The sequence below is a fragment of the Fusibacter fontis genome (genome assembly GCF_055378735.1).
Window position 1 is genome coordinate 3,087,935 of record NZ_AP042445.1, and the last position, 25,774, is coordinate 3,113,708.

At 39.3% G+C, this 25,774-nt stretch carries 27 protein-coding genes and 2 other annotated features; of the genes, 16 read left to right on the forward strand and 11 right to left on the reverse strand.

The window, feature by feature from the left end; translation table 11 throughout:
* Nucleotides 1-66 precede the first annotated feature (66 nt).
* Nucleotides 67-1,863, forward strand: a complete 1,797-nt coding sequence (locus ACZ41W_RS14040) for an HD domain-containing phosphohydrolase (protein ID WP_464312617.1) — start codon at nucleotides 67-69, stop codon at nucleotides 1,861-1,863.
* A gap of 27 nt (nucleotides 1,864-1,890) precedes the next feature.
* Here the strand turns inward: ACZ41W_RS14040 and ACZ41W_RS14045 are convergent, their stop codons facing one another.
* Complete coding sequence (locus tag ACZ41W_RS14045; RefSeq protein WP_464312618.1) at nucleotides 1,891-2,934, reverse strand: M28 family metallopeptidase; 1,044 nt, start codon at nucleotides 2,932-2,934, stop codon at nucleotides 1,891-1,893.
* A 271-nt stretch (nucleotides 2,935-3,205) separates the two neighbouring features.
* Between ACZ41W_RS14045 and galU the strand changes: the two genes are divergently transcribed.
* The 3 genes from galU to rsgA all read left to right on the forward strand — a co-directional run bounded on the left by galU (nucleotide 3,206) and on the right by rsgA (nucleotide 6,438).
* Entirely contained in the window at nucleotides 3,206-4,093 is an 888-nt protein-coding gene (gene galU, locus ACZ41W_RS14050) for a UTP--glucose-1-phosphate uridylyltransferase GalU (RefSeq protein ID WP_464312619.1), read from the forward strand.
* A gap of 78 nt (nucleotides 4,094-4,171) precedes the next feature.
* On the forward strand, nucleotides 4,172-4,858 hold the full coding sequence (locus ACZ41W_RS14055) for a GTP pyrophosphokinase (protein WP_464312620.1): 687 nt from the start codon (nucleotides 4,172-4,174) through the stop codon (nucleotides 4,856-4,858).
* 344 nt (nucleotides 4,859-5,202) lie between these two features.
* Nucleotides 5,203-6,438 (forward strand): ribosome small subunit-dependent GTPase A, encoded by a 1,236-nt coding sequence (gene rsgA / locus ACZ41W_RS14060; protein WP_464312621.1) that lies wholly within the window; start codon nucleotides 5,203-5,205, stop codon nucleotides 6,436-6,438.
* On the opposite strand, the gene ACZ41W_RS14065 is transcribed toward rsgA, so the two are convergent.
* A complete protein-coding gene (locus tag ACZ41W_RS14065; RefSeq protein ID WP_464312622.1) occupies nucleotides 6,410-7,945 on the reverse strand; it encodes a hypothetical protein in 1,536 nt (511 codons plus the stop codon). The genes rsgA and ACZ41W_RS14065 overlap by 29 nt on opposite strands.
* 90 nt (nucleotides 7,946-8,035) lie before the next feature.
* Here ACZ41W_RS14065 and ACZ41W_RS14070 point away from each other — a divergent pair, with 90 nt between their 5' ends.
* The gene (locus ACZ41W_RS14070) at nucleotides 8,036-8,395 is read left to right on the forward strand and encodes a hypothetical protein (RefSeq protein ID WP_464312623.1); all 360 of its coding nucleotides are present in this window, start codon (nucleotides 8,036-8,038) and stop codon (nucleotides 8,393-8,395) included.
* On the opposite strand, the gene ACZ41W_RS14075 is transcribed toward ACZ41W_RS14070, so the two are convergent.
* Nucleotides 8,379-9,065: a uracil-DNA glycosylase gene (locus ACZ41W_RS14075; protein ID WP_464312624.1), complete on the reverse strand. Its 687-nt coding sequence runs from the start codon at nucleotides 9,063-9,065 to the stop codon at nucleotides 8,379-8,381. The two genes, ACZ41W_RS14070 and ACZ41W_RS14075, sit on opposite strands and share 17 nt — an antisense overlap.
* A gap of 116 nt (nucleotides 9,066-9,181) precedes the next feature.
* Nucleotides 9,182-9,425: a binding site (T-box leader), on the forward strand.
* Between the two features lie 153 nt (nucleotides 9,426-9,578).
* Between ACZ41W_RS14075 and trpB the strand changes: the two genes are divergently transcribed.
* The 3 genes from trpB (at nucleotide 9,579) to aspS (ending at nucleotide 13,296) form a co-directional block, all read left to right on the forward strand.
* Nucleotides 9,579-10,826 (forward strand): tryptophan synthase subunit beta, encoded by a 1,248-nt coding sequence (trpB, locus tag ACZ41W_RS14080; protein ID WP_464312625.1) that lies wholly within the window; start codon nucleotides 9,579-9,581, stop codon nucleotides 10,824-10,826.
* Between the two features lie 94 nt (nucleotides 10,827-10,920).
* Complete coding sequence (locus tag ACZ41W_RS14085; RefSeq protein ID WP_464312626.1) at nucleotides 10,921-11,505, forward strand: SOS response-associated peptidase; 585 nt, start codon at nucleotides 10,921-10,923, stop codon at nucleotides 11,503-11,505.
* A 78-nt stretch (nucleotides 11,506-11,583) separates the two neighbouring features.
* Nucleotides 11,584-11,776, forward strand: a binding site (T-box leader).
* Nucleotides 11,777-11,928: 152 nt separating this feature from the next.
* On the forward strand, nucleotides 11,929-13,296 hold the full coding sequence (aspS, locus tag ACZ41W_RS14090; RefSeq protein WP_464312627.1) for an aspartate--tRNA(Asn) ligase: 1,368 nt from the start codon (nucleotides 11,929-11,931) through the stop codon (nucleotides 13,294-13,296).
* Between the two features lie 168 nt (nucleotides 13,297-13,464).
* Here the strand turns inward: aspS and ACZ41W_RS14095 are convergent, their stop codons facing one another.
* From ACZ41W_RS14095 to ACZ41W_RS14105, 3 genes are read right to left on the reverse strand one after another with little or no spacing between them, the layout of a single operon-like run.
* Nucleotides 13,465-14,160 carry an ABC transporter ATP-binding protein gene (locus ACZ41W_RS14095; RefSeq protein WP_464312628.1) on the reverse strand — a complete coding sequence of 232 codons (696 nt, stop codon included), beginning with the start codon at nucleotides 14,158-14,160 and terminating at the stop codon, nucleotides 13,465-13,467.
* The gene (locus tag ACZ41W_RS14100) at nucleotides 14,153-15,334 is read right to left on the reverse strand and encodes an ABC transporter permease (protein ID WP_464312629.1); all 1,182 of its coding nucleotides are present in this window, start codon (nucleotides 15,332-15,334) and stop codon (nucleotides 14,153-14,155) included. Before ACZ41W_RS14100 ends, ACZ41W_RS14095 begins: the two co-directional genes overlap by 8 nt.
* The gene (locus ACZ41W_RS14105; protein ID WP_464312630.1) at nucleotides 15,331-16,065 is read right to left on the reverse strand and encodes a cobalamin B12-binding domain-containing protein; all 735 of its coding nucleotides are present in this window, start codon (nucleotides 16,063-16,065) and stop codon (nucleotides 15,331-15,333) included. The genes ACZ41W_RS14100 and ACZ41W_RS14105 overlap by 4 nt, the downstream gene beginning before the upstream one ends.
* 186 nt (nucleotides 16,066-16,251) lie before the next feature.
* Between ACZ41W_RS14105 and ACZ41W_RS14110 the strand changes: the two genes are divergently transcribed.
* On the forward strand, nucleotides 16,252-16,632 hold the full coding sequence (locus ACZ41W_RS14110; RefSeq protein ID WP_464312631.1) for a DUF134 domain-containing protein: 381 nt from the start codon (nucleotides 16,252-16,254) through the stop codon (nucleotides 16,630-16,632).
* Entirely contained in the window at nucleotides 16,625-17,455 is an 831-nt protein-coding gene (locus ACZ41W_RS14115) for a P-loop NTPase (RefSeq protein WP_464312632.1), read from the forward strand. Before ACZ41W_RS14110 ends, ACZ41W_RS14115 begins: the two co-directional genes overlap by 8 nt.
* 175 nt (nucleotides 17,456-17,630) lie before the next feature.
* On the opposite strand, the gene ACZ41W_RS14120 is transcribed toward ACZ41W_RS14115, so the two are convergent.
* Both ACZ41W_RS14120 and ACZ41W_RS14125 read right to left on the reverse strand, forming a co-directional pair.
* Entirely contained in the window at nucleotides 17,631-18,944 is a 1,314-nt protein-coding gene (locus ACZ41W_RS14120) for a sensor histidine kinase (RefSeq protein ID WP_464312633.1), read from the reverse strand.
* Nucleotides 18,928-19,617, reverse strand: a complete 690-nt coding sequence (locus ACZ41W_RS14125) for a response regulator transcription factor (protein WP_464312634.1) — start codon at nucleotides 19,615-19,617, stop codon at nucleotides 18,928-18,930. The genes ACZ41W_RS14120 and ACZ41W_RS14125 overlap by 17 nt, the downstream gene beginning before the upstream one ends.
* Before the next feature lie 173 nt (nucleotides 19,618-19,790).
* On the opposite strand from ACZ41W_RS14125, the gene ACZ41W_RS14130 reads away from it, so the two are divergent.
* The 6 genes from ACZ41W_RS14130 to ACZ41W_RS14155 all read left to right on the forward strand — a co-directional run bounded on the left by ACZ41W_RS14130 (nucleotide 19,791) and on the right by ACZ41W_RS14155 (nucleotide 24,367).
* A complete protein-coding gene (locus ACZ41W_RS14130; protein ID WP_464312635.1) occupies nucleotides 19,791-20,528 on the forward strand; it encodes a VTC domain-containing protein in 738 nt (245 codons plus the stop codon).
* Nucleotides 20,521-21,204, forward strand: coding sequence for a DUF4956 domain-containing protein (locus ACZ41W_RS14135; protein ID WP_464312636.1), 684 nt, complete (start codon nucleotides 20,521-20,523; stop codon nucleotides 21,202-21,204). The genes ACZ41W_RS14130 and ACZ41W_RS14135 overlap by 8 nt, the downstream gene beginning before the upstream one ends.
* A gap of 170 nt (nucleotides 21,205-21,374) precedes the next feature.
* Nucleotides 21,375-21,791, forward strand: coding sequence for a DUF3784 domain-containing protein (locus tag ACZ41W_RS14140; protein ID WP_464312637.1), 417 nt, complete (start codon nucleotides 21,375-21,377; stop codon nucleotides 21,789-21,791).
* 246 nt (nucleotides 21,792-22,037) lie between these two features.
* Complete coding sequence (locus ACZ41W_RS14145) at nucleotides 22,038-23,018, forward strand: ABC transporter substrate-binding protein (RefSeq protein ID WP_464312638.1); 981 nt, start codon at nucleotides 22,038-22,040, stop codon at nucleotides 23,016-23,018.
* A complete protein-coding gene (locus tag ACZ41W_RS14150; RefSeq protein ID WP_464312639.1) occupies nucleotides 22,987-23,781 on the forward strand; it encodes an ABC transporter permease in 795 nt (264 codons plus the stop codon). The genes ACZ41W_RS14145 and ACZ41W_RS14150 overlap by 32 nt, the downstream gene beginning before the upstream one ends.
* Nucleotides 23,765-24,367, forward strand: a complete 603-nt coding sequence (locus ACZ41W_RS14155) for an ABC transporter ATP-binding protein (protein ID WP_464312640.1) — start codon at nucleotides 23,765-23,767, stop codon at nucleotides 24,365-24,367. The genes ACZ41W_RS14150 and ACZ41W_RS14155 overlap by 17 nt, the downstream gene beginning before the upstream one ends.
* A gap of 118 nt (nucleotides 24,368-24,485) precedes the next feature.
* Here the strand turns inward: ACZ41W_RS14155 and ACZ41W_RS14160 are convergent, their stop codons facing one another.
* From ACZ41W_RS14160 to ACZ41W_RS14170, 3 genes are read right to left on the reverse strand one after another with little or no spacing between them, the layout of a single operon-like run.
* Complete coding sequence (locus ACZ41W_RS14160; protein WP_464312641.1) at nucleotides 24,486-24,716, reverse strand: thioredoxin family protein; 231 nt, start codon at nucleotides 24,714-24,716, stop codon at nucleotides 24,486-24,488.
* Between the two features lie 34 nt (nucleotides 24,717-24,750).
* Nucleotides 24,751-25,287 carry a permease gene (locus ACZ41W_RS14165; protein WP_464312642.1) on the reverse strand — a complete coding sequence of 179 codons (537 nt, stop codon included), beginning with the start codon at nucleotides 25,285-25,287 and terminating at the stop codon, nucleotides 24,751-24,753.
* Complete coding sequence (locus ACZ41W_RS14170) at nucleotides 25,284-25,766, reverse strand: permease (RefSeq protein ID WP_464312643.1); 483 nt, start codon at nucleotides 25,764-25,766, stop codon at nucleotides 25,284-25,286. Before ACZ41W_RS14170 ends, ACZ41W_RS14165 begins: the two co-directional genes overlap by 4 nt.
* Nucleotides 25,767-25,774 lie beyond the last annotated feature (8 nt).

Below are 25,774 nucleotides of genomic sequence, written 5' to 3' on the forward strand. Positions count from 1 at the left end.
TTTTCGTTAAGCGATGCTAAATAGGGGTAATAGTTGTATATGAATATGTATGAGAGGATATCGCTTATGAGACGAACGAATAAAAATAGTTCACTACACTATATGATTCGAAAACATTTTTACATAACCATTACGATTCCCATTGTGGTATTGGCAAGTTTCTTTTATCTGACGCAGACAATTACTTATCAACGAGAAAAAGAACACTATTTGGAAAATACCATGGGGATTATCATGAGCCATGTCAGTTCGTTTATCGAGTATCATCAAAATATGTTGATGCTATTTTCAGATGATCCGATTATTAAAAATTCACTGGATACTCTAACGAATATGCCAGAAAATCAGGATGAAGTCAAAGCATCGATCGATGCTGTTATCAGTCGATACGATGAACGATATAGCGTACTAGGCAGTATGGCGCTTGGACTTGAAAATGGCATGATGTTTAGCAAAAATGCCGCTGATCTACCTGTTGGATACGATCCCAGAGTCAGACCGTGGTACGAAAGTATTTCTCAATCGAGTCAAGTGTTTGATATTTCTGATCCATATGTAGATGCCCTCGACCCTCAGCGTAAGAGCATTACTTTATCACAAAAAGTCATAAATATGTCTGGCGTCTTTATTGGTGTAGCTGGGCTAGATGTGGATATGAATGAAATTTTAGAACTCGGTAATCATTTAAAGTTAAATGAAAACACTGCGGTATTATTAGTCGATTCAAAGGGCAATCTCTTAGCTTCAAATGGCAACCGTAAGCTTGAGGATGAGACAGAAATTCTTTCAGAACTCAATAAGCATAAAAAGCAAATTTTGCTTGAGAAGGAGCTATTTAAGCCGTATTTTGTGAGAAATATTGAAGTGTACGCAAATCAAGATGAAGCAACGGGTTGGTGGGTTGTTCTTTATGCGTCTAATCAAATGTTACGTGAAACTCAGTGGACAATTATCGGTCTTTCAATGCTACTTATTGTTATCTTTGAAACGTTGGGATCTTTTTATGTCAAGCGATTGGATCACAAGTTGTTTTCTCCGCTAGATCGCGTAGTGAAAAGTATGGAAGTTTTCAATTTTGAACACCTGGATTCTGAACCAAGGGATATTGCTGGTGAAAGAGGCGAGAGTTCAGAAGTTGAAAAATTGAGAGTGGTATTTAATGAGATGAGTCAAAGACTCTACGAACAGCATAATGATTTGGCAATAAGAAAAGCAGAAATAGCACATCAGTATATGGAAATAGAAGCACTTTATGAAGAAACAACGGCTATGAATGACTCGCTCGGCGAGATGGTAGACAGCTTACATGATAGTTGGAAACAAACCATTCGCGCGCTTTCAAATGCAATAGAAGCCAATGATGAGTATACCAAAGGCCATTGTGATCGCGTAAAAGAATATGCGCTTGCAATTGCAAAAGCCATGGAAATGGATCATGCATCCCTTGAACAAATTGAGTTCGCTGCACTTCTTCATGACATCGGAAAGGTTGCGATTCCATATCATATCTTAAATAAAGAGGGGATGTTGACACCGGAAGAACGAGAGGTTATTTGGCGACATCCAGAGGTAGGACATAATATTATTGAAGGGGTAAAATTCCTTGAACCTGTATCCAAAATCATTCTATGCCATCATGAATGTCCAGATGGTTCAGGGTATCCTTATGGAAAGTCTCTAGAAGATATACCGATGTCTGCGCTGATACTCAGCGTTGCAGATGCGTATGACGCCATGACATCGGCACGATCTTATAGAAAAATTCCCCTCAGCAAAGAACAGGCTTTTGAGGAATTAAGAAAACATTCCAGTTCGCAGTTTAGCGAAAAAATAGTCGATGTTGCAGTTAAAACGCTGGATTAACTATTGGATTATAGTGAAGGTTAATTTTTACTTGATTGTAGACAAATCCATCACAAGTAGTTGTTCAAGAAGTGTTGCGACGAGGTTAAGTCTTTCAGCTGGTCTGCCTGGAAATGTGCCATTGATATCTTCGAAATTGTCATACTGAGTATGCCAAAAATCGCCCTCTAAGCCATTTTCGGGTGAGGACTGAATGTAGCCATCTTTTTCGCCCATATCCCAGTTAGTCGATTCGAAGTATATAAAGGAAACGCCAAGTTCTTCAAATGGTGCATGATCGCTAAATGGTCCTGTTGTACCTGCTGGGAAATCTGGATTTTTACCCGGTTGAGTGGTCAAAGTCATTTGATTTGACTCTGCCAGTTCTAGGATATAATCACGGTATTTGCCTTGCTCATTGGGATTGCCGTAAACATACGCAATATCGCCTGCAATGAGGCTATCTAAGTTGACCATGAGAATCAGATTGTTCACATCCTCTTCGGACATTTGACTTGTATAGTGATATGAGCCTTCAAGACCTACTTCTTCTGCTCCAAATAGAACGAATTTCACTGTGTGAATTGTGTCTTTTTCGGCAAGTGTTTGAGCTACTCGTAGAACAACAGAAACGCCAGAAGCATTGTCATCTGTACCATTTGAAGCATCCACGGAATCGTAGTGCGCGCCTAGAAGAACGGTGCCTTCTCCGGTTCCTTTTTTCTCGGCGATAATGTTCTCAGAATGAACGCCACCTTGGTAAGTGAAATCATCACGTTTCACGGTATAGCCCATGTTTTCAAGTTCTGTGGTTATGTAATCTGCTGCTTTTCTTTCTTTCACAGTTCCGGCAATACGCGCACCCATGCGATCGAGCTGAATAAGATAATTCATTGCAGGATCATCATAAGTGACAGGTTCAGTGGTGCTTTCAGATGTGCTCTCAGAAGCTTCTGTCGTAACAGTTACGTCCGTTACTTCAGTTGTCTGTGTCGTGATTTTGGATTGACAACCAGACAATAAAAGTATAACGGTACAAAGTAGACAGAGCCATTGAATTTGATGTTTTGACATCATTTTTTGCGATTTCATAAGATGGATCTCCTTTTTTTATGATAAATGATAGTTTAGAAAATTGCATAATTCTTATTTGTGAGAATCTCAATTTTTAAAATGCCGTGATTGAGCTATTTTAAATTTATCAACACATGATTTTCGCACTGAAAAGGTAATTATGCAATTTCCACAGTTGAATAACTGTAGTATACCAGTTTTTAGGTCAGATTTTAATCGGAATTTAATTCATTTCAAAGAGAAGATAAGGTATAATAATAACTGCAATACATATTAGGGGAGGATTCTTATGAAAGTTCGTAAGGCAGTTATACCAGCAGCAGGATTAGGAACGAGGTTTTTACCAGCGACTAAAGCTATGCCGAAAGAAATGTTACCAATCGTGGATAAACCCACCATTCAATATATTATCGAAGAAGCGATTGCTTCTGGAATAGAGGAAATTCTCATTATTACAGGTAAGAGCAAACGCGCCATTGAAGACCATTTTGACCGTTCATGTGAACTGGAACAAGAACTTGAGAAAAAACAAAATACAGAACTTTTAGAACTCGTAAAGCATGTATCTGAGATGGTGGATATTCACTATATTAGACAAAAAGATCCGAAGGGTTTGGGGCATGCTATTTATTGTGCAAGAACATTTGTTGGTAATGAACCATTCGCTGTACTGCTAGGGGATGACGTTGTTTACAACGATGAAGATCCATGCTTAGCACAAATGATGCGCGCATATGATGAGTATCAGGCATCTATACTGGGGGTTCAAGAAGTCCCCCTTGAAGATGTGAACAAGTATGGAATCGTCGATGGACAAGCGCTAAAAGAGCGCGTATATTCGGTCAATGACTTAATTGAAAAGCCACAAGTTGACGAAGCGCCTTCAAGAGTCGCCATACTTGGACGATATATTATTTCACCAGCGGTTTTTGATATTCTAGAGAAGACAGAACCTGGTAAAAATGGCGAAATCCAACTGACAGATGCGTTGAAAGTCCTTGCTAAAGATGAAAAAATGATGGCATATCATTTTGATGGAAAACGATATGATGTGGGAAATAAACAGGGATTTTTAGAGGCGACTGTGGAAACGGCATTGAGACGTCCTGATTTAAGAGAACCGTTTTTAGCGTATTTAATGGATTTAGTTGAAAAGGAAAAAAAGACAAACGCATAATCCTGAGAAATTCGGGTATGAATAGACCGATTCAACGAACATTACGAATTAGATTGATGACGAAAGCGGGGAAATATCGTGTACGAGGCATTATTAACAGAAGAAGTAAAACCATGGCGAGATTTGCTCATGGTGCATCAATTTGCCTTAGAGGAAATTCGGACAAAATTGACGATTTTAGACGAAGAATTTAAGAATAATTACGATTATAACCCGATTGAGCATATTCGCTATCGCGTGAAAAAAACCAATAGCATCAAGGAAAAATTGATTCGACAGGGTTTTGAACCGACGATTGAAAATGCGCGAAATCATATTTATGATATTGCTGGCATCCGCATAATATGCGCGTTTTCAGCAGATATTTACAAAGTGCTAGAACTTTTAACGCGTCATAGTGATTTTAAAGTCGTGCAGATTAAGGATTATATCAAACAACCCAAAGAAAATGGCTATAAGAGTCTACATGTTCACATTGAATATCCAGTATTACTCAGTACAGGCATTGTACCTACACGAGTGGAGATTCAGTTTAGAACCATTGCCATGGATTTTTGGGCGAGTATTGAGCATAAGATTTACTACAAATACCGTGAACGTGCACCTAAAGAAGTTAAAACAGAATTAAAGGGGTGTGCGGACTTAATTTCAAGTTTAGATGAGCGCATGTATCGACTTAAAAAAACCATTCGAGCCCTTGAAGACAGTGAATTTGGAGAGGATTTTCAATTTTCCTTTTTTCGAGATGAAGAAAATGAGTTTTAAAAAAAAGGTTGACAGATGATTTCAGACTCATCTATAATCAAGATGTTAATGACATAAATGCAAGAAAGGAGAGATGTTATCATGTTAGGAAAATTAAATGAGGTGTTCAACAACTAACTGAATAGCAGCACAAGGCAAGCTTGTGCAATCCTTCGAGCAATCAAATAGTGGTTAAATTTAACACGCCTGATGGCGTGTTTTTTGTTGTCAAAATCCGCAGATGGTCGATTCTGCGGATTTTTTATGTGCTGAGAAGGAAAAAAATGGAAATTTTATCGAAATAGAAAACAAACTAAAAAATACTTTAACTAACATTGCGCGATGCGTCGCGAAAAAGGAGACCTATGCCAGATACACAAAATCAATTGAATCCAACACACATACTTGTAAATGAGGTGATCAATTTCAATAATCAACCAGTTAACCAACACATTCAAATGGAAAAGATAGAAACAGTTTCAACAAAGGGGGCTGATCAAATGAATTTTACACAATTAGAAGCTTACGGATTTGATCCGTATTTTAAAATACAGTGGGAAACGCAACAAAATGAGAGCAAAGAACAAGACTTATTACCAGCCAGAATCATTGCGGACTTTGGACAAAAGCTTAAAGTCATCACAGAGCTAGGAGAGTGTTATGCTCTTAGACCTAGACAAGACCAGAAACTGGAGCAAGCTTTTGCAGTAGGAGATTGGATCACGATTCATACGCCAAATCAACAACTTGAAACCACTATCCATTCGGTCTTAACGAGAAAAAGCAAGTTTTCAAGAGCTGCTGCAGGTATTGAGATGAAAGAACAAATCGTGGCATCCAATATCGATGTGGTGTTCTTGGTTCAGTCACTCAATCACAATTTTAACCTAAAGCGTTTGGAGCGATACCTTATTACCGCATGGGAAAGTGGCGCGATTCCAGTGGTCATCTTGACTAAAAAAGATTTATGCGCTGATGCGGAATCTTATATCGAAAAAACGCGTGATTTTGCGCCCGGTGTAGATGTTTTTGCAGTAAGCAATGTCACAGGAGAAGGCATTGATGACATTAAGAGTTATTTTAAACCCGGAAAGACTGTGGCGTTACTCGGATCTTCAGGTGTAGGGAAATCCGCATTAACCAACTCCATCATGGGAGAATATGTTGCAAAAACCAGTGAAATTCGTGAAAAGGATTCAAAAGGGCGTCATACGACAACCCATCGAGAACTCGTCCTTCTTGAAAATGGTGGCATGATCATCGACACGCCTGGAATGAGAACACTTTGTTTATGGGAAGCCGAAGAAGGGATGCAGCATGTCTATGGGGATATTGAATCATTGGTTAAACAGTGTCGATTTAAAGACTGTAAGCATCAAAACGAACCGGGATGCGCAGTAAAACAAGCCATCTATAGAGGCAGTTTGACCACAGAACGATGGGAAAGTTGGCAAAAATTGCAGAAAGAAATAAGAATGGTAGATGCGAAAATACGCAGAAAAGAGAGGATCATTGAAAAACAATTTATTCAACAATCCTCTAAAAATGCAAATAAGCGTGAAAATGTCAATGCTAAATTTCGTAGAGGGGATGATTTTTAGCTTGATCAACCCAAGTTTCTAATGTTTTTTGAGTGAGTGCTCTTGAGTGGTTGTCTTTGAGATAGCCACTCGATGACTCCTCGATAAACTTTTGAAAAGCACTGACCATAATCGGATGATTAAAGGCAATATAAACTTCAGGCGCGTTCATTTTACAAACGATGACGCCTTTAGATTTTTTGACGATAATCAAGATGTTCTCAGGAATAATGCTCTTCTGAATGAGAATCACCTGATAGTGGTGTTGTGTCTTCAGTAAGTGAAGGACTTGTTCAATATGCGCCACGTAGTCTTTGAAAGTGGGACAGAAGTCGACGTCAAGAAAACAGTCGCATCGTTTATACTCAAATGACTGGGGTGAAAATGACTCATCCAATGAAGGTAAACATAACCATTCGAAAAAATGATGATTCTCCAACGTTTTTAATAGATGCTCATAGCGTTGTTGATGATGCCGAATGACATCTTCTGAATTTCTAATTTTGTAAAGAATTTCAACCGGTAAGGTTGCAAATGAAGGCGATTGAGAGATGATGGATAAATCCCCTGTTTCATTTTCAAGTTCATAGAGAAGTTTGGTAAAATCCGTCAATTGATTTTTTGAAAACAATTTCATCAGTGGACGACAACTTTTTAGGAAAATCATAAATTCATTTTCTAAAATATCCACCATTTGTGGCGCGTCATAATAGAGTTGTTCGTATGTTGAAGCCCCTACTATGGCGCTTGAACTAACTGCACAAAGACCGGGTGCGACAAAGAGCGTACGTTTAAAACAACTCTCTTGTGCAGTTGGTAAGTAATAAGGTTCAACTGCACCACTCATATAGACAGGCAGCCAACGATCTATAGCAAATAAAAGTTCTTCAAGAGAACGGTTAATGGTATGAATGATCTTTATTTTATGTCCTTTTTGAAAAAGTGATAACAAGAGTTTTGCCCAAACTTCAGAAAATTCGTTGCTTCCAGCAAGCCATTCCATAGGCTCATCGCTATATAAGAGCAAAGTCAATGGAGACGGGCTTTGAAGGACACTGTTTAGAAAACGAAGAACAGACTGCTTTTTACCTTCAGTTCCCAGATACACATCAACGGGTAATTGTGGAAAGTCAGGTTTCTCAAGCTGCAGTTCAAAATTTTCAATCATTGGCATTGTGGGCATTTTTTTGGGTTGTGTGTTGAGTTTTGAAATAATGGCATTCACAAGAGATAAGTCTGTTGAAAATCCATCTTGAAACCACAGTAATATGCGATCAGATAAAAGACTGGGCTGAATTTTTGAGGTGGTTGACAAATCCAAAATTTCATACAGAAGTTCAGGATCGTGGACATGTGATGCGAGATATTCTGCAATGCGTTGTAAATAGTCGCTATTGTGTGCGATTTCACGTGTTCCATTGCGCCATCTACTGACAAGAGATGGGTCCACTGAAAGCACACGTGCGAGTTTGTTATTCGGTATTTTTTGTATACTTAACAATAAATTGAGTTTTTCATAAAATTTCATCTGACCTACCCCCGTTTCAGTCATTTGACTTTTGTTACATTGATTATAGCACACTAAGAGTCAATGACACTTAAAAAAAAGGTGTTAGAAATGAAAAAAATTGGTTATACATGCTCTAGTGAGGTGAATTTGATGACAATTTCTTTTAATCTGGAGCTGAAAACCGGTTTTTTTGAGACTGAAATGTCGGAAGTGGCGATTGATAGTCACAACAAATACATACGGATCGAAAAGAATTTTGGGCGAAAAAGCCAGACTTCAGCAAGCTTTGATTTGATTCATTTTTCGGACATACAAAAGATTACATTCAATCCTTTAATGAATGATGAAATTGAGATTATGACGTCAAAAAACGCCTATATCGGTTGCATTTACAAAGAAGCAATCGAGAAAGGCGTCGTGGATTTTGTTAAATTATCCTTTGGGGATAAGTTTAGAGAGATTCGATAGGGTCAATGGACCAGTCAATTTCAGGGATGCCATGGGAAGTTAAAAATACATTGGCACGGCTAAAGGGTTTACTGCCGTAAAAACCGCGATAACAAGAAAGTGGACTAGGGTGTGGTGCCTCCAAGATGAGATGTTTTGGATGAGTCAACATACTCTTTTTCTTTTGTGCAGGTTTTCCCCAGAGAAAGTAAACTATGGGTCTGTCTTGCGCGTTTAAAATGCGAATGATGGCATCTGTAAACTGTTCCCACCCTTTTCCCTGATGGGAGTTGGCTTCATGTGCACGAACTGTTAGGACCGTGTTTAAGAGTAAAACACCTTGATCTGCCCATTTTTTTAAATATCCATGCGAGGGAACCGGACAACCGATATCGTCGTGAAGTTCTTTGTAGATATTTACAAGCGATGGCGGTATTTTTTGAGTGGGTTTCACTGAAAAAGCGAGACCGTGCGCTTGGTTGTCATCGTGATAGGGGTCTTGGCCAATCAGGACCACTTTGACATCTGCTAGTGCAGTATAGTGAAGTGCGTTAAAGATGTCATTCTTGTCAGGAAAAATTTGATGTGTTTGATATTCTGAAAGTAAGAAATTCCGAAGCGATTGATAATAGGGCTTTTCAAATTCTTCGCTCAGAAAATTTTGCCAATCGTTATGTAAAATGGTCTTCATGTGAGACTCCTTTCATGCATGTCGTATCATGTGTAGTTTAACATAAAAAAATAATCTTGCATAAAAAATACGCTTGCATATAAAAAATTGCTGTGCTATGATGTTAAAAATCGATGAGCAAAGCATGGATGGAGAAGAGTAGCTATTTAGAAAGCTTATAGAGAGTTTGGCAAAGGTGGAAGCCAAATAGTTGGATAAACAGTGAATGGGCTCCTGAGCGGGAACTGAAAAAAGTCGCTGACTTTTGTAGGGGACACGGGTTTCTCCCGTTACAGAGATACGATATCGGAAGGGATTCCCGTATTGGATGAGGCTGATTTTTCAGCGAAAGAGGTGGCACCGCGAGCATTCGCCCTCTACACATTTTGTGTAGGGGGCTTTTTATATGCCAAAATTTCGTAGGAGGTGATTTTATGTGGCGCAAATGAACGGTTAGTCAAATGAAACAAACAGATGCTATGCAGACGCACGCTATGCACATAGAATCATCAAATACGAAAAGGAGGTTGTGACATGAACACAACATTAAAATCAGTAGAAAGACAATCAGTAGAAAGACAATCAGTAGAAATTCAATCAGTGATAAATCCACTTGGGTATTTTGGAAAACACGGCGGGAGACATGTACCGGAAAGGCTCAATGACTCTTTGCAAGCTCTGGAACAAGCATTTTATGAGTATAAAGACGATCCACTATTTTTAAGTGAACTTAAGGCACTTCAGAAGGATTATATTGGACGAGAAAATCCGTTGACTTTTGCGAAGAACTTAAGTGACCTCAATGGAGGGGCAAAAATTTATCTGAAGAGAGAAGATCTCAATCACACAGGTGCACATAAAATCAACAATTGTATCGGCCAGGTCTTGTTAGCCAAGAGGATGGGAAAGACGAGAATTGTAGCAGAGACAGGTGCGGGTCAACACGGCGTTGCGACAGCTACTGTTTGCGCACTGTTCAATATGAAGTGCGTCATTTACATGGGACGTATGGATATGGAGCGTCAGAAACTAAATGTCTTTAGAATGCAGCTCCTTGGAGCAGAAGTCATCGCTGCAACTGGAGGCAGACAGACACTTAAAGATGCCGTAGATGAAGCGCTGAGTGACTATGTGATGCATGCTGATGATACTTTCTATCTGCTTGGGTCAGCAGTTGGGCCGCATCCTTATCCGCTTATGGTAAGGACGTTCCAAAGCATTATAGGTGAAGAGGCTCGAAGACAGATAATCGAAAAAGAAAATCAATTACCTGCAGCAATTGTAGCATGCGTGGGCGGTGGAAGTAATGCAATTGGTATATTTCATGCTTTTTATGAAGACGCGTCAGTTCGACTTATTGGCGTTGAACCTGCTGGAAAGGGACTTGAAACAGACGAGCATGCAGCTTCGTTAACAAAGGGAACTTATGGTCGGATTCATGGATTTGATTGTTATACACTTCAAGATGAGTTTGGGGAACCACTTCCAGTACACAGTATTGCAGCGGGCCTCGACTATCCGGGGGTCGGGCCAGAGCATTGTCATTATAAAGATTTAGGACGTGGAGAGTATGTATCGGCAACGGACCAAGAAGCGCTCGATGCATTTAAACTTCTCAGTAGAACAGAGGGGATTATCCCCGCTTTAGAAAGTGCACATGCCGTTGCCTATGCACTAAAACTTGCTAAAACATTGTCACCTGAGGCGTGTATCATCGTCAATTTATCTGGACGTGGAGATAAGGATGTGGCGCAAGTTGCCGACATGGAAGGCGTTTTTTAGGGTATAATGAAATTACGAGCGATCAATAAATTAACGAATGTTCAATAGATTAACGAAAGCAGTGTGATGTCGACAATCGCTGAAAGGAGCCACTATGTGCGGAAGATTTTTCATTGATGCAGATACGGATTTTTTGCTGAACTATTTTCATATCCATCCAAAGGTTAAGTCTCAAATTTATTTGGAAAAGAAAGTGTTTTTTCCAACGGATCAAGCGCCAGTCATCATCTTTCATGGTGAAGACTATCGCATGGGGATGATGAAGTGGGGACTGCCTTTAAATGGCAAATCATCTCCGCTCATAAATAGTCGGATTGAAAGCGTTCTAGAAAAACCGTTTTATCGAGAAGCCATTGAAAAAAGGCGATGTATTATTCCTGTGAGTGGTTTTTTTGAATGGTCTGAGCAAAAGGTTCAGCATACCATCACTTCCGATCAGGCGATGTTTGGCTTAGCGGGAATTTATCAGAAAACGCAAAAGTCCTCGGGTGAAACAGAGTGGTGTTTTTCAGTGCTGACAAAGGAAGCCAATGAAGTCATTTCGCCGATTCATTCGAGAATGCCTCTTGTTCTATCGCCTGAGGCACATGCACTTTGGCTTCAAAAAACACTTTCGTTGGATGAAATGGTTCATTTATGGCATGCTGAATCCATGCAACTTCATCTAGAACGTTCTTGAGACGGGCATATTTATTTTTAAGTCACAGTAGGATCATTTTTAAGTTGACAGGAAAAAAACAATATGCTAAGATTTCATAAATAGTCGATGATCGAAAGAGTACAGATATAAACCGTAAAGCGAGTGAGGGATTGGTGAAAGCCTCATACGATGAGTACCTGGAAAGACACTCGTGAGATATGCCTAAACCGCATCGGAATCCACCGTTAAAGGGAAAGTGAGGACAATTTGTCAAACTAGGATGGTACCGCGAACAACCTTCGCTCCTACATATGGAGTGAAGGTTTTTTTATTTAGTGGAGGTTATACCCATCGACGTAGATGATTTGTCATAAATAGGGTGGCACCGCGTAATTTACGCCCCTTGAATAGTTCATTCAGGGGGCTTTTTAGCGCCTTGAATAAAATGAGAGGAGAATAAGTATGAGAGAAGAAACCGGAATTACAAAAGAAATCAGCACAGAAAAAGAATTCAGCACAGAAAATAAACTCAAAAGGATCCTCATTGAATCGGCTGGGAACTATCTGTCTGAAAAAATACTCATTAAAGGCTGGGTATATCGCTATAGAAAGCTCAAAAGCATTTCATTTCTCATCATGAGAGATCGGACGGGACTTATACAATGTATTTTGACGCCAGAACTTGAAGCGGAGCTTGAAGGCAAAGTGTCATTGAATCACGAATCTGTATTGGAGATCGTTGGGACGATGCAACCGGGGAAAAATAGTTATGGAGAACACGAACTTCTCATCGAGTCCATCACTGAACTCAACCGAGCAGAGCCTAACTTGCCAATTCAAGTCAATGGCCCTGAAATTGAAGTGCAGCTGGATACGCTTTTAGAGCACCGCGTATTGGGGCTTAGACATTTAAAAGAGAATGCCATTTTTAAGGTTCAAGCGGCAATTGGGCAGTATTTTGCCGAATTTTTAAGAAGTGAAGGATTTGTGGAGATGCACACGCCGAAACTTGTAAAAGAAGGTGCTGAAGGGGGCGCTAATGTCTTTAAACTCGACTATTTTGGCGAAACGGCATTTTTAGCACAGAGCCCACAGTTTTATAAGCAAATGATGGTCATTGCAGGATTTGAAAGAGTCTTTGAAATAGGCAGTGTATTTCGAGCTGAAACACATAGCACGAGCAGACACCTTAACGAGTATGTCAGCTTAGACTTTGAGATGGGATTTATTGAAGATGAGTACGAACTCATGACTCTTGAAACCAGACTCATTCAGTTTATGATCCGTGCGCTTCAAGAGCGTAATGCCAAAGAACTAGCAATCTTAGAAACTGTATTGCCAACGGTTCCGGATGTTATTCCTACGATGAAATTGTCAGAGGCGATTGACATATTGAAAACACAATATGGAAAAACAGAGCTTGATGGCGATTTAGATCCTGAAGGGGAAAAATTGATTTACAAGCATGTCTTTGAAACAACGGGGTCTGAGTTTGTCTTTTTGACCCATTACCCGCAGAAAAAACGCCCAATGTACACCCTACCATGTGGAGAAACAGAAACACACAGTTTTGACTTATTATTTAGAGGGCTTGAGATCACAACCGGTGGTCGACGAATTCACCGTTATGATGAACTGATTAAAAGCATGAAGAAAAAAGGGCTGACACCAGAACTGTATACTTCTTATCTAGAAGCCTTTAAGTATGGCGCACCACCACATGGGGGACTTGCAATTGGCCTTGAACGCATAACCGCTCAACTTTTAGGATTTTCAAATGTTCGTCGAACGTCACTTTTTCCAAGAGATGGACAGAGACTCGTACCTTAAACAAAAAACCAGACAACCCCTGGGAGTGGGTTGTCTGGTTTCATAACTTTAACTTATGGGAAGTGAGTCATTTGGGATTGTCACTTTGTTTATAGTTTAACATATTAAGGATTCCATTTTCAATCCCTAAATGAATAAATTAATTCATTTATACTTGTATTCAATCATTCACTTTGTTTTTTCAAAGTCGCTGTAGATTCGCCCATCTTTAATTTCGATGATCCGATCCGTCTTTTCAGCGATGCGTCTGTCGTGCGTGATGATGACAAAGGTGGTATCGAACTGCTTATTGATATCCCTGAGAAGCTCGTAAACCACTTCAGTTGTTTCAGAATCGAGATTGCCCGTAGGCTCATCAGCTAGTATGATCTTTGGTGAGTTGATTAAGGCGCGTGCAATGGCAGTACGCTGTTGTTGTCCACCGGACATATTGCCTGCAAGATTATTTTGAACCTTTTCAAGTCCTACGAGCTGAAGCAGTTCGCTGGCACGACTCACCAGACGTTTATCCATTTTTCTTCCTTTTATATAATAAGGCATGAGTACGTTTTCAAGAGCTGTAAACTCTGGAAGCAGATAGTGAAACTGAAAAATAAAGCCGATGGTTTCATTTCTAAGCTTAGCCAGTTCGTTCTTTTTCATTTGATCCGTCCGAATTCCGTTGATGAGCACGTTTCCGTTTGTGGGTTTATCGAGCGTACCGACGATGTTTAATAGCGTACTTTTCCCACTTCCTGAAGCTCCGATGATGCCGTTAAAGGATTTTTCTTTAATATCCAAATCCACATCAAATAGCACTTGAGTTTGGATTTGAGAGCCATATATTTTATTGACTTTTTCAAGTCTGATCATTGATTTATCCATTTTTGATCACCTCAATTGGAGAGAGTTTTTTCGATTTAAAAGCAGGTATAATAGCTGCAAGAGTAGAGGCTGTAATGGCAATTGCACCACTGAGTAACATAAATTGATAATTGATGTAAATTGGCACCACTGGGGTACCATCTGGTTTTAAAGCAAATTTTGAGAAACTAAAGAGTAAGCCATATCCTAAGGCGATGCCTAAGATGGCGCCAAATATTCCCAGTAAAAATCCTTCAAATAAGAAAATTTGACTGGAAAGGCGATCGGTAATCCCCATGGCCTTCAAAATACCAAGTTGACGGGATTTTTGGAGCACTGTGATGGCAAGGACGCTTGCGATTCCAAGCACAACTGAGATGATGACAAATATTTGAATCATTAAACTCGATGTACTTTGACCACTTAATCCACTGAGAAGTTGCTCGTTTTGTGCTTTCCAGTTATCAAAAACAATGGCATCGTTTGAAATGTCAGCCTTCATTTTTTCAGATAGTAAGTCCGCATCAAATGGCTCTTCGATTTGCATCTCGATACTGGTTACTTGTGTATCTTGAAGCTCAAAGAGCGCTGCTGCACTTTCTAAGGTTCCGATAACCCAAGATTGATTGATTGCAGCGACTTTTAGATCTAATAAACCGGTAATGACCGCTTCTGAAATTTGCCCTTTTGGTGTAATCATCTGTAAGGTATCGCCAATGCTGAGTCCAAAATCTTCAGCAATTTTATATCCGATGGCAACCTCACTGATCTCGCCTTCTGGAGTTACATTTGGCAATCGCCCACCTTCTAATAAAGCCTCAGAAAATTCGTAGATGTTTTCTGCCTGTGAAAGGTTAAATCCTCTAAAGACGATGGAATTGGTCTTGTCGTCTATTTGAATAAAAGCCCCTTGTGTGATTGTTGGCGAGAGGTAGGTAACTTCAGGATACGAGGCTTCTACTTTAGAGGCAATCGTTTGATAATCATCAACAGGTGTGTTTTTCTCAGCGGCATTTACTGTGATATGAGAAGCATTTCCAATGGTTGTATCCAACAAACTAATTTGTAGTCCTTCAATTAAGGACCCAATGAAGATCTGAACTGAGACCCCGATGGCGATCCCCAGTGCAATAAGCAATGTCTGACCTTTACTGGATGAGAGAAATCTCAAGGCGATTTTAAATGATAATCTCATAGTAAATCCTCCTTGATAGGCGATAGTGCATCCTTTATAGGTGCTAAATCGTCCTTTATAGGCGATAAATCATCCTTGATAGGCAATAGTGCATCCTTTATAGGCAATAAATCTTCAAATGTGTGGGCATAGTAGTCTGCCTGAATCAAATCTTTGACATTTGAAGTGTGGAATACCGCATAGCCCCCCACTAAGACTTTAAAGTGTTGGTCAGGTAATTCCGTTTTAAGGCGATCTATGAGCTTGTGAAGTTTGGTTAAATGATAATAATTCGTAAGGCTACATCCGATGAGTACAGGTTGATAAAATTTTATTGCGCGCACAATTTCTTGCGTTGGCGTATTTGCACCAATAAATGTCGCATCGAATCCGAGAATGGTGAGAAAATCAGTGGTCATACGAGCGCCTATTTCGTGATATTCTTCTTCTACACAAAAAATAAGTGCTTTCATTGAAGACGTGGAGGCACTTTCTTTTAGCACATAAGGAAATGCATTTTCTAAAACAGTTCTAACGATGTTGCTTTGTACGTGTTCTTCCCAGATGGGAACTTCTTGCTCGTGGTTATTACTCGCAATTTGATTCAGGCTGGGTGCTAGCACCTCTTCATAAAGAGAGCGTATGTCCAGAGCACCTGAGCGGAGTGCTTCTATTGCAATTTGGACTGCAAGTCCTCGGTCGTGTTGCATCAGAGCATTCTTAAAATTTTGATGAATCGTTTCTATAGACATGATGCCGAGACTCCTTTAATATTTATTTTTATTTATATAATGATTTATACACCGAAAGAATGAGGATAAACAGTTTTTTTCATTAAAATGAACACGGTTCATGAACTTTTTGTTAATTGACATATGTTCTAAATGCGTTATACTTATGGGTGTAGTGTTGTAACCTATAATGAAGTGAGGTAAACTATGCCACGACCGAGAAAGTGGAGAAGAGTATGTGAAATGCCCAATGTCTGTAGTTTTGGGCCACTAGGAGACGCTCAGACTGAAGAAACAGGAGAAGAAATCATCATGTCCGTTGAGGAATACGAAACGATTCGTTTGATTGACTTTGAAGGTCTGATGCAAGAAACGTGCGCAGAACAGATGGGAATTGCTCGTACGACGGTTCAAAGAATTTATGGAGATGCACGTAAAAAGTTAGCACAGGCATTAGTATTAGGTAGAAATATTAAAATAGAAGGCGGAGACTTTAGATTATGTAGTGCATTTTCTGAAGCTGGCGCTTGTCCAAAATGCAAAAGAAAAAAAGGATTGATTGAAATTGAGGAGGATATCAATGAGTGAGTCTTGTAATTCAAATTGTAGTTCTTGTGGATCATCATCATGTGGAGACAGAAAAAGCAGTCAAGTAATGACTGAAAAACCACATGAATTAAGCCGTGTTAAGAAAGTCATCGGCGTTGTGAGTGGCAAAGGCGGCGTAGGTAAATCGCTTGTGACGTCACTACTTGCTGTAGAAATGAATAGAAGAGGACATGAAACGGCGATTTTAGATGCAGATATCACGGGTCCATCGATGCCAAAAGCATTTGGACTTACAGAAAAAGCCACTTCAAATGAACTTGGAATTTTCCCAGTAACGACTAAAACGGGCATTAAAATGATGTCGATTAACTTATTGCTTGCCAATGAGACTGATCCAGTAGTTTGGCGTGGACCGATGATCGGTGGCGCGGTTAAACAGTTCTGGACAGATGTTATTTGGGGCGATGTGGATTATATGTTTGTGGACATGCCGCCTGGAACAGGTGATGTTGCGTTGACAGTATGTCAAAACCTACCGATTGATGGTTTGGTAATCGTGACAACGCCTCAAGATTTGGTTTCTATGATTGTGGCAAAAGCGGTAAAAATGGCGAGAATGCTCAACGTTCCTGTTTTAGGAATGGTCGAAAATATGTCGTATTTCAAATGCCCTGATTGCGATCAAGAACATACGATTTTTGGAAAGAGTAATATAGAAGAGATTGCCAATGAACACAACATCAAAGTATTGGCAAAATTACCGATTAATCCAAAGCATGCTGCAGCGTGCGATAGAGGTGCGATAGAATTAACAGAAGATGTCTCTATGTCAGTAGCTGCTGAAATATTTGAAGCCCTTTAGTCGTATCGAAAAAGATAGTAAGTAATAACTAAAACAGCAGATTCATCAAATAATTATGTAAATAAGTAAAATTAGTAAAATAAATAAGGAGTGACTTCCCATTTAGAAAGTACGAGCTGTACTTTTCGATGTGAAGGTCACTCCTTTTATTTTGTGTGAATGAGTGTGAGGGTATTTACTGTTTGTTCAGGGATTTAAGCTTAAATGTAAAAGTCGTCCATTCATTGACTTGACTTGTACAGGAGATTTTACCTCCGTGTTTTTCGATGATGGATTTTGCAATGGATAATCCCAATCCATAGCTGCCGTGGTCGCGAGACCGCACTTTATCGACGCGATAGAAGCGATCAAAAATTTTGTCAATTTCATCTGGTTGAATGCCAGGCCCTGTATTTCGAATCGAGAGTGCATAATGGTGTTGAGTCTGACTGAGATGCAATTGAATTTGACCTTTTTCAGGGGTATACTTCAGCGCGTTATCGAGTAAAATGATGATCACTTGCGATAGTTGTTCTGGATTTCCATAAACACGCGCCTCTGGAAGTACATCGTAGGTCAGCTCAATATGTTTTTCAAAGGCAACGACTTCGATGCCTAACAGGATTTGTTCAACAATTTGACTCAAATCAAACTCTGATTTTAACAGTTGATGATCTTCGGCGTTTTCGAGCTGCGTCAGATAGAGCAGATCATTGGTAAGTTGCCCCATTCGAACCACTTCTGTTTGGATGTATTTCAGCCACTTGTTCTCATGATTATCTTCTGAAGCCAACAGAACATCTACATTGGTTCCAATAACTGCAAGTGGTGTCTTAAGTTCATGAGAGGCATCTGAGATGAATTGTTTTTGTTTTTCAAACGCTTCCTGAATCGGCTGAATGGCTTTTTCCGTTAAGAATCGGCTGATAAAGAATATAACGGCCATCATGACGATGGAGACCACAATAAAAGTCAGGATGAGTCTATCGAGCACTTCTTTTTGAGTGGTCATGTCCACAAATGCAAAGGTATAACCAAAAGAGTCCGCCTGTTTGATAAAAGCCCATTCGCTATCGTCGAGCGAAAATGCTCCTCGTTCATCATCTTGAGAAATGGCTGTTTGAAGTGCTTTTTCTAAAAAATCATCATCTGTTTTAAAAAAGGTCACCCAGTTAATGAGAGTGAGGTCTTGATCGGTTCTTATGAGAAATGCAGACATTCGTTCACCAAAAATCTCTTGATTCTCTTCGTGATTCTCATCGTTGTCACCGTATTTATTTTGCTGAGATTCATTTGGAACTGACACAGATGGAATTAAAAGTGAAGTATTCTGTGGTGAAATGGGCTTATCGTGTTTACTGAAATCTGCTATACGATAGAGTTCCCGCGTAATGGACTGATGAACGTCATTTGCTGTGACAATATAGATCGTGACAAAAGCAATCAGCATGAGCACGGTAATAATGCTTAGATTGAGGATTAAAAAATGATTTCTAAGTTTGCGAAACATGATTGACCTCCAATGCATACCCGACACCTCGCGTCGTTGCGATACTGACATTTGATTTCAAATAATTGAGTTTCTTCCTTAAAAAACTGATATAGACTTCGACATTGTTGTCTTCAGCTTCTGAATCGTAACCCCAGAGTTTTTCAATGATCAACTCTTTTGAAGCAATCATGCCTTTTCTTAAAATTAAGAATTCGATGAGTTCACATTCTTTTAAAGTGAGCTTAATCTCTCGGTCTTCCTTACTTAATAAAAGCGTCGGAGTGGAGAGTGAAATATCTCCATAGATCAGCGCATCGGAGGAAATCACTTCACCCTTTCTACGAGACAGTGCTCGAATACGCGCCAGCAACTCTTCTGTTGCAAAGGGCTTCGGCAGATAATCATCTGCACCTGTGTCGAGACCTTTGACGCGATCGCTGATTTCACTTTTCGCAGTTAAGAGAAGGACAGGCGTCGAAAGTCCTTCATTTCGCCATTGTTTAAGGACTTCAAGTCCATTCATTTTGGGAAGCATGATATCGAGTAAAATGAGATCGTAGATATCGCTTAATCCATAATCGAATCCACTTTCTCCATCGTGAACCATGTCTACCGTATAATTTTGTTTCTTTAATATCTGAGCAATGGCTTCGGCCAAATGCATTTCGTCTTCCACTAAAAGGATGCGCATGAATACCTCCTGAATCCTCATAATCAAATGAACGCTTATATAGTTATCCTAAGTATACCAAAGAACGCTTTAATGAACCTTAAAAAAGTTTTTTTTCTTTTTAAGGTTCGTTAAAGGGATGAATTCTATACTAAAACTAACACAGGACGCAAAACATTTTGGAGGTGACAATCATGAATACAATCAAACAGACAAGCAATGAAGTATTTAATCGTATTGAAAAAAAATACCTGCTCACACAGAGACAATATGAAGCCATCATGACCGTTCTCAAACAGCATATGACGTCCGATCAGAACAGTCAGGAAAATGCATGCTATACCATTTCCAACATCTACTATGATACAGTGGATCATCAATTGATTTCAAAATCCATTGAGAAACCTGTCTATAAAGAAAAATTAAGGTTACGTGCATATGGGCAGCCGACACTTCAGTCAAAAGTGTATTTGGAGATTAAAAAGAAGTATAAGGGACAAGGGAACAAACGTAGATGTGCTCTGACTTTGGAAGAAGCGTATCGCTTTATTGAAACAAAGCAAATGCCACCGCCTAAACCTTATCATAATTTCCAAGTGCTTAAAGAACTTCAGTACTTTCTCACACAATATGATTTACGACCAGCGGTATTCATCGCATATGACCGAGTGGCTCTATCCGCGGATCAGTTGAGAATCACATTTGATCACAATATTCGCACGCGTCGTATAGGCGTTGATTTGGAGCTTGGACAAAATGGAGAACTTTTATTACCAGAAGACAGTTGGCTCATGGAAGTGAAAGCACAGGAGTCCTTTCCACTTTGGCTAGTAAAGGCCTTTTCTGAACAAAAAATATATGCCACAAGTTTTTCGAAATATGGAAAAGAATTTGAAACTTGTATAAAAAAGGAGATAAAAGTATATGTTTGAATCATTATTTGCAACCACAACGAGTAGTTCGCTTACTTTAATTCAGGTCATTATGACAATGGCCATGGCCTTTCTTTGCGGAGGTGTTATCAGCTTTACGTATCGAAAAACGTCAGAAAAAGGCGCTTATTCTCAAAATTTTGGACTAACCATGATCATGCTTCCAGCAGTTGTTGCCATTATTATTTTGTTGATTGGAAGCGATGTTGCTAGGGCATTTAGTTTAGCAGGCGCATTTTCCATCATTCGATTTAGAAGCGCACCTGGCGAACCAAAAGATATTGCTTATGTTTTATTTGCAATGGCAGCAGGCCTTGCAGCAGGTGCCAATGCCTATGCGTATGCAGTGGTGTTCACACTGATATTATGCCTTGTGATGTTCATCCTTTATCAAACGAGATTTCGTACAAAAGAAACCGACTGTAAAATTTTATCCATTACCATTCCTGAGGATGTAGATTATGAACATGCACTTGAAGATATCTTTGAGCAATATACAAGTCGACATGAGCTTAAACGCATTAAAACAGCCTCGCTGGGAAGTCTGTTTCAGCTCTATTATGAAGTGGAACTATTGCCAAGTAAAAGCACCAAGGCATTTATTGACGACTTGAGATGTCGCAATGGTAATTTGAACATTCAGTTGAGAATGTGTTCAGAAAAATTAGAAGACTAAAATGAGTAGATATAAAAGAGCTGATATGAATGAGTCGATATAATTAAGCAACGCAATTGGCAGAAGGTCGAACTCTTAAAATTTTAAGCGACAATTAATACTTTTTTAATACTTGAGGCGTATAACGTGGTTATGACACAAAAGAATTCAAACAGCACAGGGAGGTCAAAATGAGCATATTGTTAATGTTAAGTGGTCTTATGCTATTCATGGGCTTAGCTGTTCAGGTATTCAAATGGTATTTTTTATTACCAGGTTATCACGTTTTAACGATTGAAATGAAAGGCTATGTCGATGTTCATAGCATGGCGAAATTTACCGCGTTAGGCTACTATTTTAATGCCGGATTACTTCTTTTATGTGGAGGTCTTGCCTATGGTGGCATACAGATCAATCAGTTGGCGATAGCTATTATTGTCATATCAACATTGATATTTATCTCGATCTTTGTACAGCGCTATAACGGCAATTTGTTCGACGATCAACATCAACTCATCTGGAAGTCGGTAAAGCGAATCATCCTTCCAATTGTTGGTTTTTCAATAGTATGGATATGTGTATGTGGCCTTTGTCTTTGGCTTTTTTAAACTGAAAATCATGTAAATCAAAAAGTGTATTTTTGCTCATTAGGGGGCGAAGATACACTTTTTTCGTTTATTCTAAAGCAAATGACAATCAACAAGGATGAAAGACAATCAACAAGGATGAAAGACGAACAACAAGGATATATGCTGATCAATCAAGACAATTCAAGTTAAACGGCGACGACCTAGGACAAATAAAAGGATATGCGATATAATATAATAAGAAAATAACGAATAGGAGTCCGTTAAATGAAGAAGCGTATTTTGATCATGTTACTTTGTGGACTGATGGTCAGTTTGAATGGCTGTCAATCACAAAGTGTTTCGAACGTTCAAAAAGATACCCAGCAGCCTGAAAAAATAATTTTAGCAGAACAATTTGGACTGGCATATGCACCTCTTCAAATTATGAAGGAAAAAGCTTTTTTAGAAAGTGCCCTTCAAGACAGTGGATTAAAAGAGGTTTCAATTGAGTGGAAACAGCTTGGAAACACAGCTGCTATCAGAGAATCTATGCTGTCAGGTGATTTGGATATTGGATTTGTTGGCATTCCCCCATTTCTTTTGGGAGCAGAAAACGGTATGGACTGGAAAATTATGTGTGGCATCTCTGAGAGTCGTGTGTCACTCATCACAAAAGACCCAAAAGTACAGTCGCTTGCAGATCTTACACAATCACACCGCATCATCCTTCCACAACCGGGAAGTATTCAGCATATATTGCTGCAGATGGCAGCAGAAAAACAATTAGGCAATGCAAAGGCTTTTGACAATCAACTACTGGCATTGTCACATCCTGATGGCGTGACATCTTTTGTATCTGGCGATGAATCTATTTTGCATTTCACCACACCGCCGTTTATACAAAGTGAACTCGTGATCGATGGCGCAAGAGAAGTTTTAACCGGTCAAGAAGCCTTTGGCGATGACTTTACATTTATTGTCGCAATTTGCCCAGAGCGATTCACACAAAATGACCTCGTGTATCAATCGGTTGTTCGGGCACTGGAGTTATCCGTTCAGTTTATGGAAGATCATCCCGATGAGACGCTTGCGATTTTGGCTAAAGCATATGAATATCCATCAGACGACTTAGAACGTTATCTAGAATCAGGTCAAATGGCCTTTTCTACAGAAGTACATGGCGTTCAAACCTTTATCGATTTTATGCTAAAAACTGGAGACCTAAAAACCAATTATGATGAAAAAGATCTTTTCTGGAAAAAGTAAGGCATCTCGTATTTGGATCATCACGAGTTTTATCGGGATATGTGCAGGTATTTGGCAAAGTATCTATTGGTTAGAACTTTATCCAAAAGCACTGTTCCCGAGCTTGTTGACCATTGTACAGAAATTGTATGTATTGATGATACAAGAACAATTAATTGAAAAAGCACTCTATAGTATGGGGATTGTGTTCGTCTCTATGCTGATGAGTTTAGTCGTTGCATTGATGTTTGTTTTAATGGGCAAATGGTCGAATTATCTAAAAATAAATATTCGATTTTTATCAACTGTACTCAGTCCGATTCCGGGTATTGCCTTATTGCCAGTGGTGATTCTTTGGCTGGGACTGAGTTTCAAAGCCATGCTTTTTATTATGATTCATGCAATGCTTTGGCCACTTTGGACGCATTGCATTATATCTGAAGAACGCATCCACAGTCGATATCATCGAATGATTCGAAGCTTTAAAATCCCGTGGTATCGGCAAATAGGCTCTATCTATTTACAGGGAATGCGCCCAGACATTCTCGCAGGTCTTGAAGTGGCTTGGAGTCGTGGATGGAGAGCACTTTTAAGTGTTGAGATGATCTTTGGGATGATTGGTACACATTCAGGACTTGGCTGGTTAATTTATGAACGCAGGATGTATATGGATACTGCTGGAATGTTTGCGGGTCTGTTTGCGATTGCAATCTGTGGAATTGCGGTAGAAGAGGTGTTATTTAAGAGACTAAAGCGGGAGGCAAAACTTGAAAAGTCTAATTAAACTTGAAAATGTCTCCAAACAATTTGGAGATAAGCGAATCTTTGACCAGCTCAATCTTGAGGTGTTTGAAAATGAGATTGTGGTGATTATGGGGGGATCTGGCGCTGGAAAGAGTACGCTTCTCAATCTGATTGCACAGCTTGATGATGACTATAAGGGTAAAATTCTTTACTCAAATGAGGTCTTTGACGCAATTGACATCCCATTTCCATTTGTATTTCAAGAGTTTGAGAGTCTCTTGCCTTGGAAAACAGTTGAAGGCAATTTAAAGGTGGTTCAGCGAAAACATGACCTTCAAAAGGTACATGCCATTTTAAAGGAAGTGGAGCTCTTTGAGCACAAAGACAAATATCCACATGAACTTTCAGGCGGCATGAAGCAGCGCGTAGGAATTGCAAGGGCATTGCTTTGTCGCTCGAAAATACTCTTGATGGACGAACCTTTTGGCAGTCTCGACGGTACTTTAAGAACAAAGCTCCAATTGCTCATAAAAACAATACAACGAGAACATCAACTGAGTATCTTATTCGTAACGCATGATGAAGAAGAAGCACAAAAAGTTGGAGATCGCATCATTCGGATATAATGGACCATCTACATTGAGTTGTACATAAATCATGAAAATCGTGACAATCATGACAATAAAAAAGTGAGGTACAACCTTTTAATCAAAGGGATGCGCCTCACTTTTTTTCATTTCATTTTTACTTAAGAAGTTGTTTCACGTCTTCTACAGATAACACGCGGCCCATTGATTTCACTTTTTCATCCACAACGAGCGCAGGCGTCTTCATGACGCCATATGCGATAATGCCTTGAACATCTTCGACTTTCTCAACTGTGGCATCAATACCAAGTTCTTTTACCGCTTCACGTGTATGCGCCTCAAGTTTTTTACAGTTTGCACAACCAGTGCCTAATACTTTGATAATCATGGTTAAAACCTCCTAAAAAAAATCATTCTTTAATTTATTCAATTGCCTCAGCTTTTTCATAGATCTTCTTAACTTCGCTTGAAGGGATGATCATTGACAGCACATAAGCAATGATGATAATTCCTGGTATATCGATGAGCAGTCTTGTGACGGCAAATGGAGCACCTAAAGAAGTCAGTTCAAATAAAAACATAGGTATTTTGGTCGTCGACCATGCACCAATAAAAATCAGGATGTTTTTAAATGAAACTCCTTTTTTCATAAATACAGCGGCCACAGGAAATGCCCCGTACAAGGGACCTGCTGCAGCAGATCCTATAAAGATTGAAAGCAAAATGCCTTTAAATCCCGATTTTTCTCCCATATATTTTACCATGGTTTCTTTTGGAACCCACACATCCAGTAAACCCAGTAAAAGGAAGATCGGTGGAATGACCATCATCATTTCTTTAAACGAATAGAGTGTAACGTTCATTGCTTTCAATCCAAGTTTAGAGTTGAACAAAGTCAGGATAAAAAGCCCACAAAGTACAATCAGAAAAGTTTTGTATTTTTTTATCGTATTTTTCATAGCGCTGTTACCACCCATCCAATAATCCCTGCAACTAAGAAAGAAAACATAAAAGCTAAAGTATTTCGAAGGTATGAAATTTTTTTGCCAAAATATTTAATCTCAACTGGAAGGGTAATAATCCCTACCATCATAAGTGTTGAAATAAATGCGCCAATTTGCATATAGCCAGCACCACTATCAAGGAGCATCGCTGCTGTAGGAAAGGCAACAAATCCAGGAATAAGCGTAATAGAGCCAACGATAGATGCCAAAATAACGCCGAACCAACCTGAATCTGAACCAATGATTGTAGAAATAACCTCTGGATTGATGACAGCGATTAATATTCCCACGAATAGGATCACCACCAAAAATTCTGGGAGAATATTTTCAAATGCTTTAAAAGCTTTCTTTAACGCCATTTTTGTTTTCTTTTGATCTTTGTAGTAGGATATCAAAAGTAGCAAAAGAGTTACAGCATATAAGCCAATGTTCATGTTTTCAC

What these genes read in the sequence shown, in the direction of transcription:
- ACZ41W_RS14040 (WP_464312617.1), top strand. Translation starts at nt 67, where the DNA reads ATGAGACGAACGAATAAAAATAGTTCACTACACTATATGATTCGAAAA.
- ACZ41W_RS14045 (WP_464312618.1), bottom strand. Translation starts at nt 2,934, where the DNA reads ATGAAATCGCAAAAAATGATGTCAAAACATCAAATTCAATGGCTCTGT.
- galU (WP_464312619.1), top strand. Translation starts at nt 3,206, where the DNA reads ATGAAAGTTCGTAAGGCAGTTATACCAGCAGCAGGATTAGGAACGAGG.
- rsgA (WP_464312621.1), top strand. Translation starts at nt 5,203, where the DNA reads ATGCCAGATACACAAAATCAATTGAATCCAACACACATACTTGTAAAT.
- ACZ41W_RS14065 (WP_464312622.1), bottom strand. Translation starts at nt 7,945, where the DNA reads ATGAAATTTTATGAAAAACTCAATTTATTGTTAAGTATACAAAAAATA.
- ACZ41W_RS14070 (WP_464312623.1), top strand. Translation starts at nt 8,036, where the DNA reads ATGAAAAAAATTGGTTATACATGCTCTAGTGAGGTGAATTTGATGACA.
- ACZ41W_RS14075 (WP_464312624.1), bottom strand. Translation starts at nt 9,065, where the DNA reads ATGAAGACCATTTTACATAACGATTGGCAAAATTTTCTGAGCGAAGAA.
- trpB (WP_464312625.1), top strand. Translation starts at nt 9,579, where the DNA reads ATGAACACAACATTAAAATCAGTAGAAAGACAATCAGTAGAAAGACAA.
- ACZ41W_RS14085 (WP_464312626.1), top strand. Translation starts at nt 10,921, where the DNA reads ATGTGCGGAAGATTTTTCATTGATGCAGATACGGATTTTTTGCTGAAC.
- aspS (WP_464312627.1), top strand. Translation starts at nt 11,929, where the DNA reads ATGAGAGAAGAAACCGGAATTACAAAAGAAATCAGCACAGAAAAAGAA.
- ACZ41W_RS14095 (WP_464312628.1), bottom strand. Translation starts at nt 14,160, where the DNA reads ATGGATAAATCAATGATCAGACTTGAAAAAGTCAATAAAATATATGGC.
- ACZ41W_RS14100 (WP_464312629.1), bottom strand. Translation starts at nt 15,334, where the DNA reads ATGAGATTATCATTTAAAATCGCCTTGAGATTTCTCTCATCCAGTAAA.
- ACZ41W_RS14105 (WP_464312630.1), bottom strand. Translation starts at nt 16,065, where the DNA reads ATGTCTATAGAAACGATTCATCAAAATTTTAAGAATGCTCTGATGCAA.
- ACZ41W_RS14110 (WP_464312631.1), top strand. Translation starts at nt 16,252, where the DNA reads ATGCCACGACCGAGAAAGTGGAGAAGAGTATGTGAAATGCCCAATGTC.
- ACZ41W_RS14115 (WP_464312632.1), top strand. Translation starts at nt 16,625, where the DNA reads ATGAGTGAGTCTTGTAATTCAAATTGTAGTTCTTGTGGATCATCATCA.
- ACZ41W_RS14120 (WP_464312633.1), bottom strand. Translation starts at nt 18,944, where the DNA reads ATGTTTCGCAAACTTAGAAATCATTTTTTAATCCTCAATCTAAGCATT.
- ACZ41W_RS14125 (WP_464312634.1), bottom strand. Translation starts at nt 19,617, where the DNA reads ATGCGCATCCTTTTAGTGGAAGACGAAATGCATTTGGCCGAAGCCATT.
- ACZ41W_RS14130 (WP_464312635.1), top strand. Translation starts at nt 19,791, where the DNA reads ATGAATACAATCAAACAGACAAGCAATGAAGTATTTAATCGTATTGAA.
- ACZ41W_RS14135 (WP_464312636.1), top strand. Translation starts at nt 20,521, where the DNA reads ATGTTTGAATCATTATTTGCAACCACAACGAGTAGTTCGCTTACTTTA.
- ACZ41W_RS14140 (WP_464312637.1), top strand. Translation starts at nt 21,375, where the DNA reads ATGAGCATATTGTTAATGTTAAGTGGTCTTATGCTATTCATGGGCTTA.
- ACZ41W_RS14145 (WP_464312638.1), top strand. Translation starts at nt 22,038, where the DNA reads ATGAAGAAGCGTATTTTGATCATGTTACTTTGTGGACTGATGGTCAGT.
- ACZ41W_RS14150 (WP_464312639.1), top strand. Translation starts at nt 22,987, where the DNA reads ATGATGAAAAAGATCTTTTCTGGAAAAAGTAAGGCATCTCGTATTTGG.
- ACZ41W_RS14160 (WP_464312641.1), bottom strand. Translation starts at nt 24,716, where the DNA reads ATGATTATCAAAGTATTAGGCACTGGTTGTGCAAACTGTAAAAAACTT.
- ACZ41W_RS14165 (WP_464312642.1), bottom strand. Translation starts at nt 25,287, where the DNA reads ATGAAAAATACGATAAAAAAATACAAAACTTTTCTGATTGTACTTTGT.
- ACZ41W_RS14170 (WP_464312643.1), bottom strand. Translation starts at nt 25,766, where the DNA reads ATGAACATTGGCTTATATGCTGTAACTCTTTTGCTACTTTTGATATCC.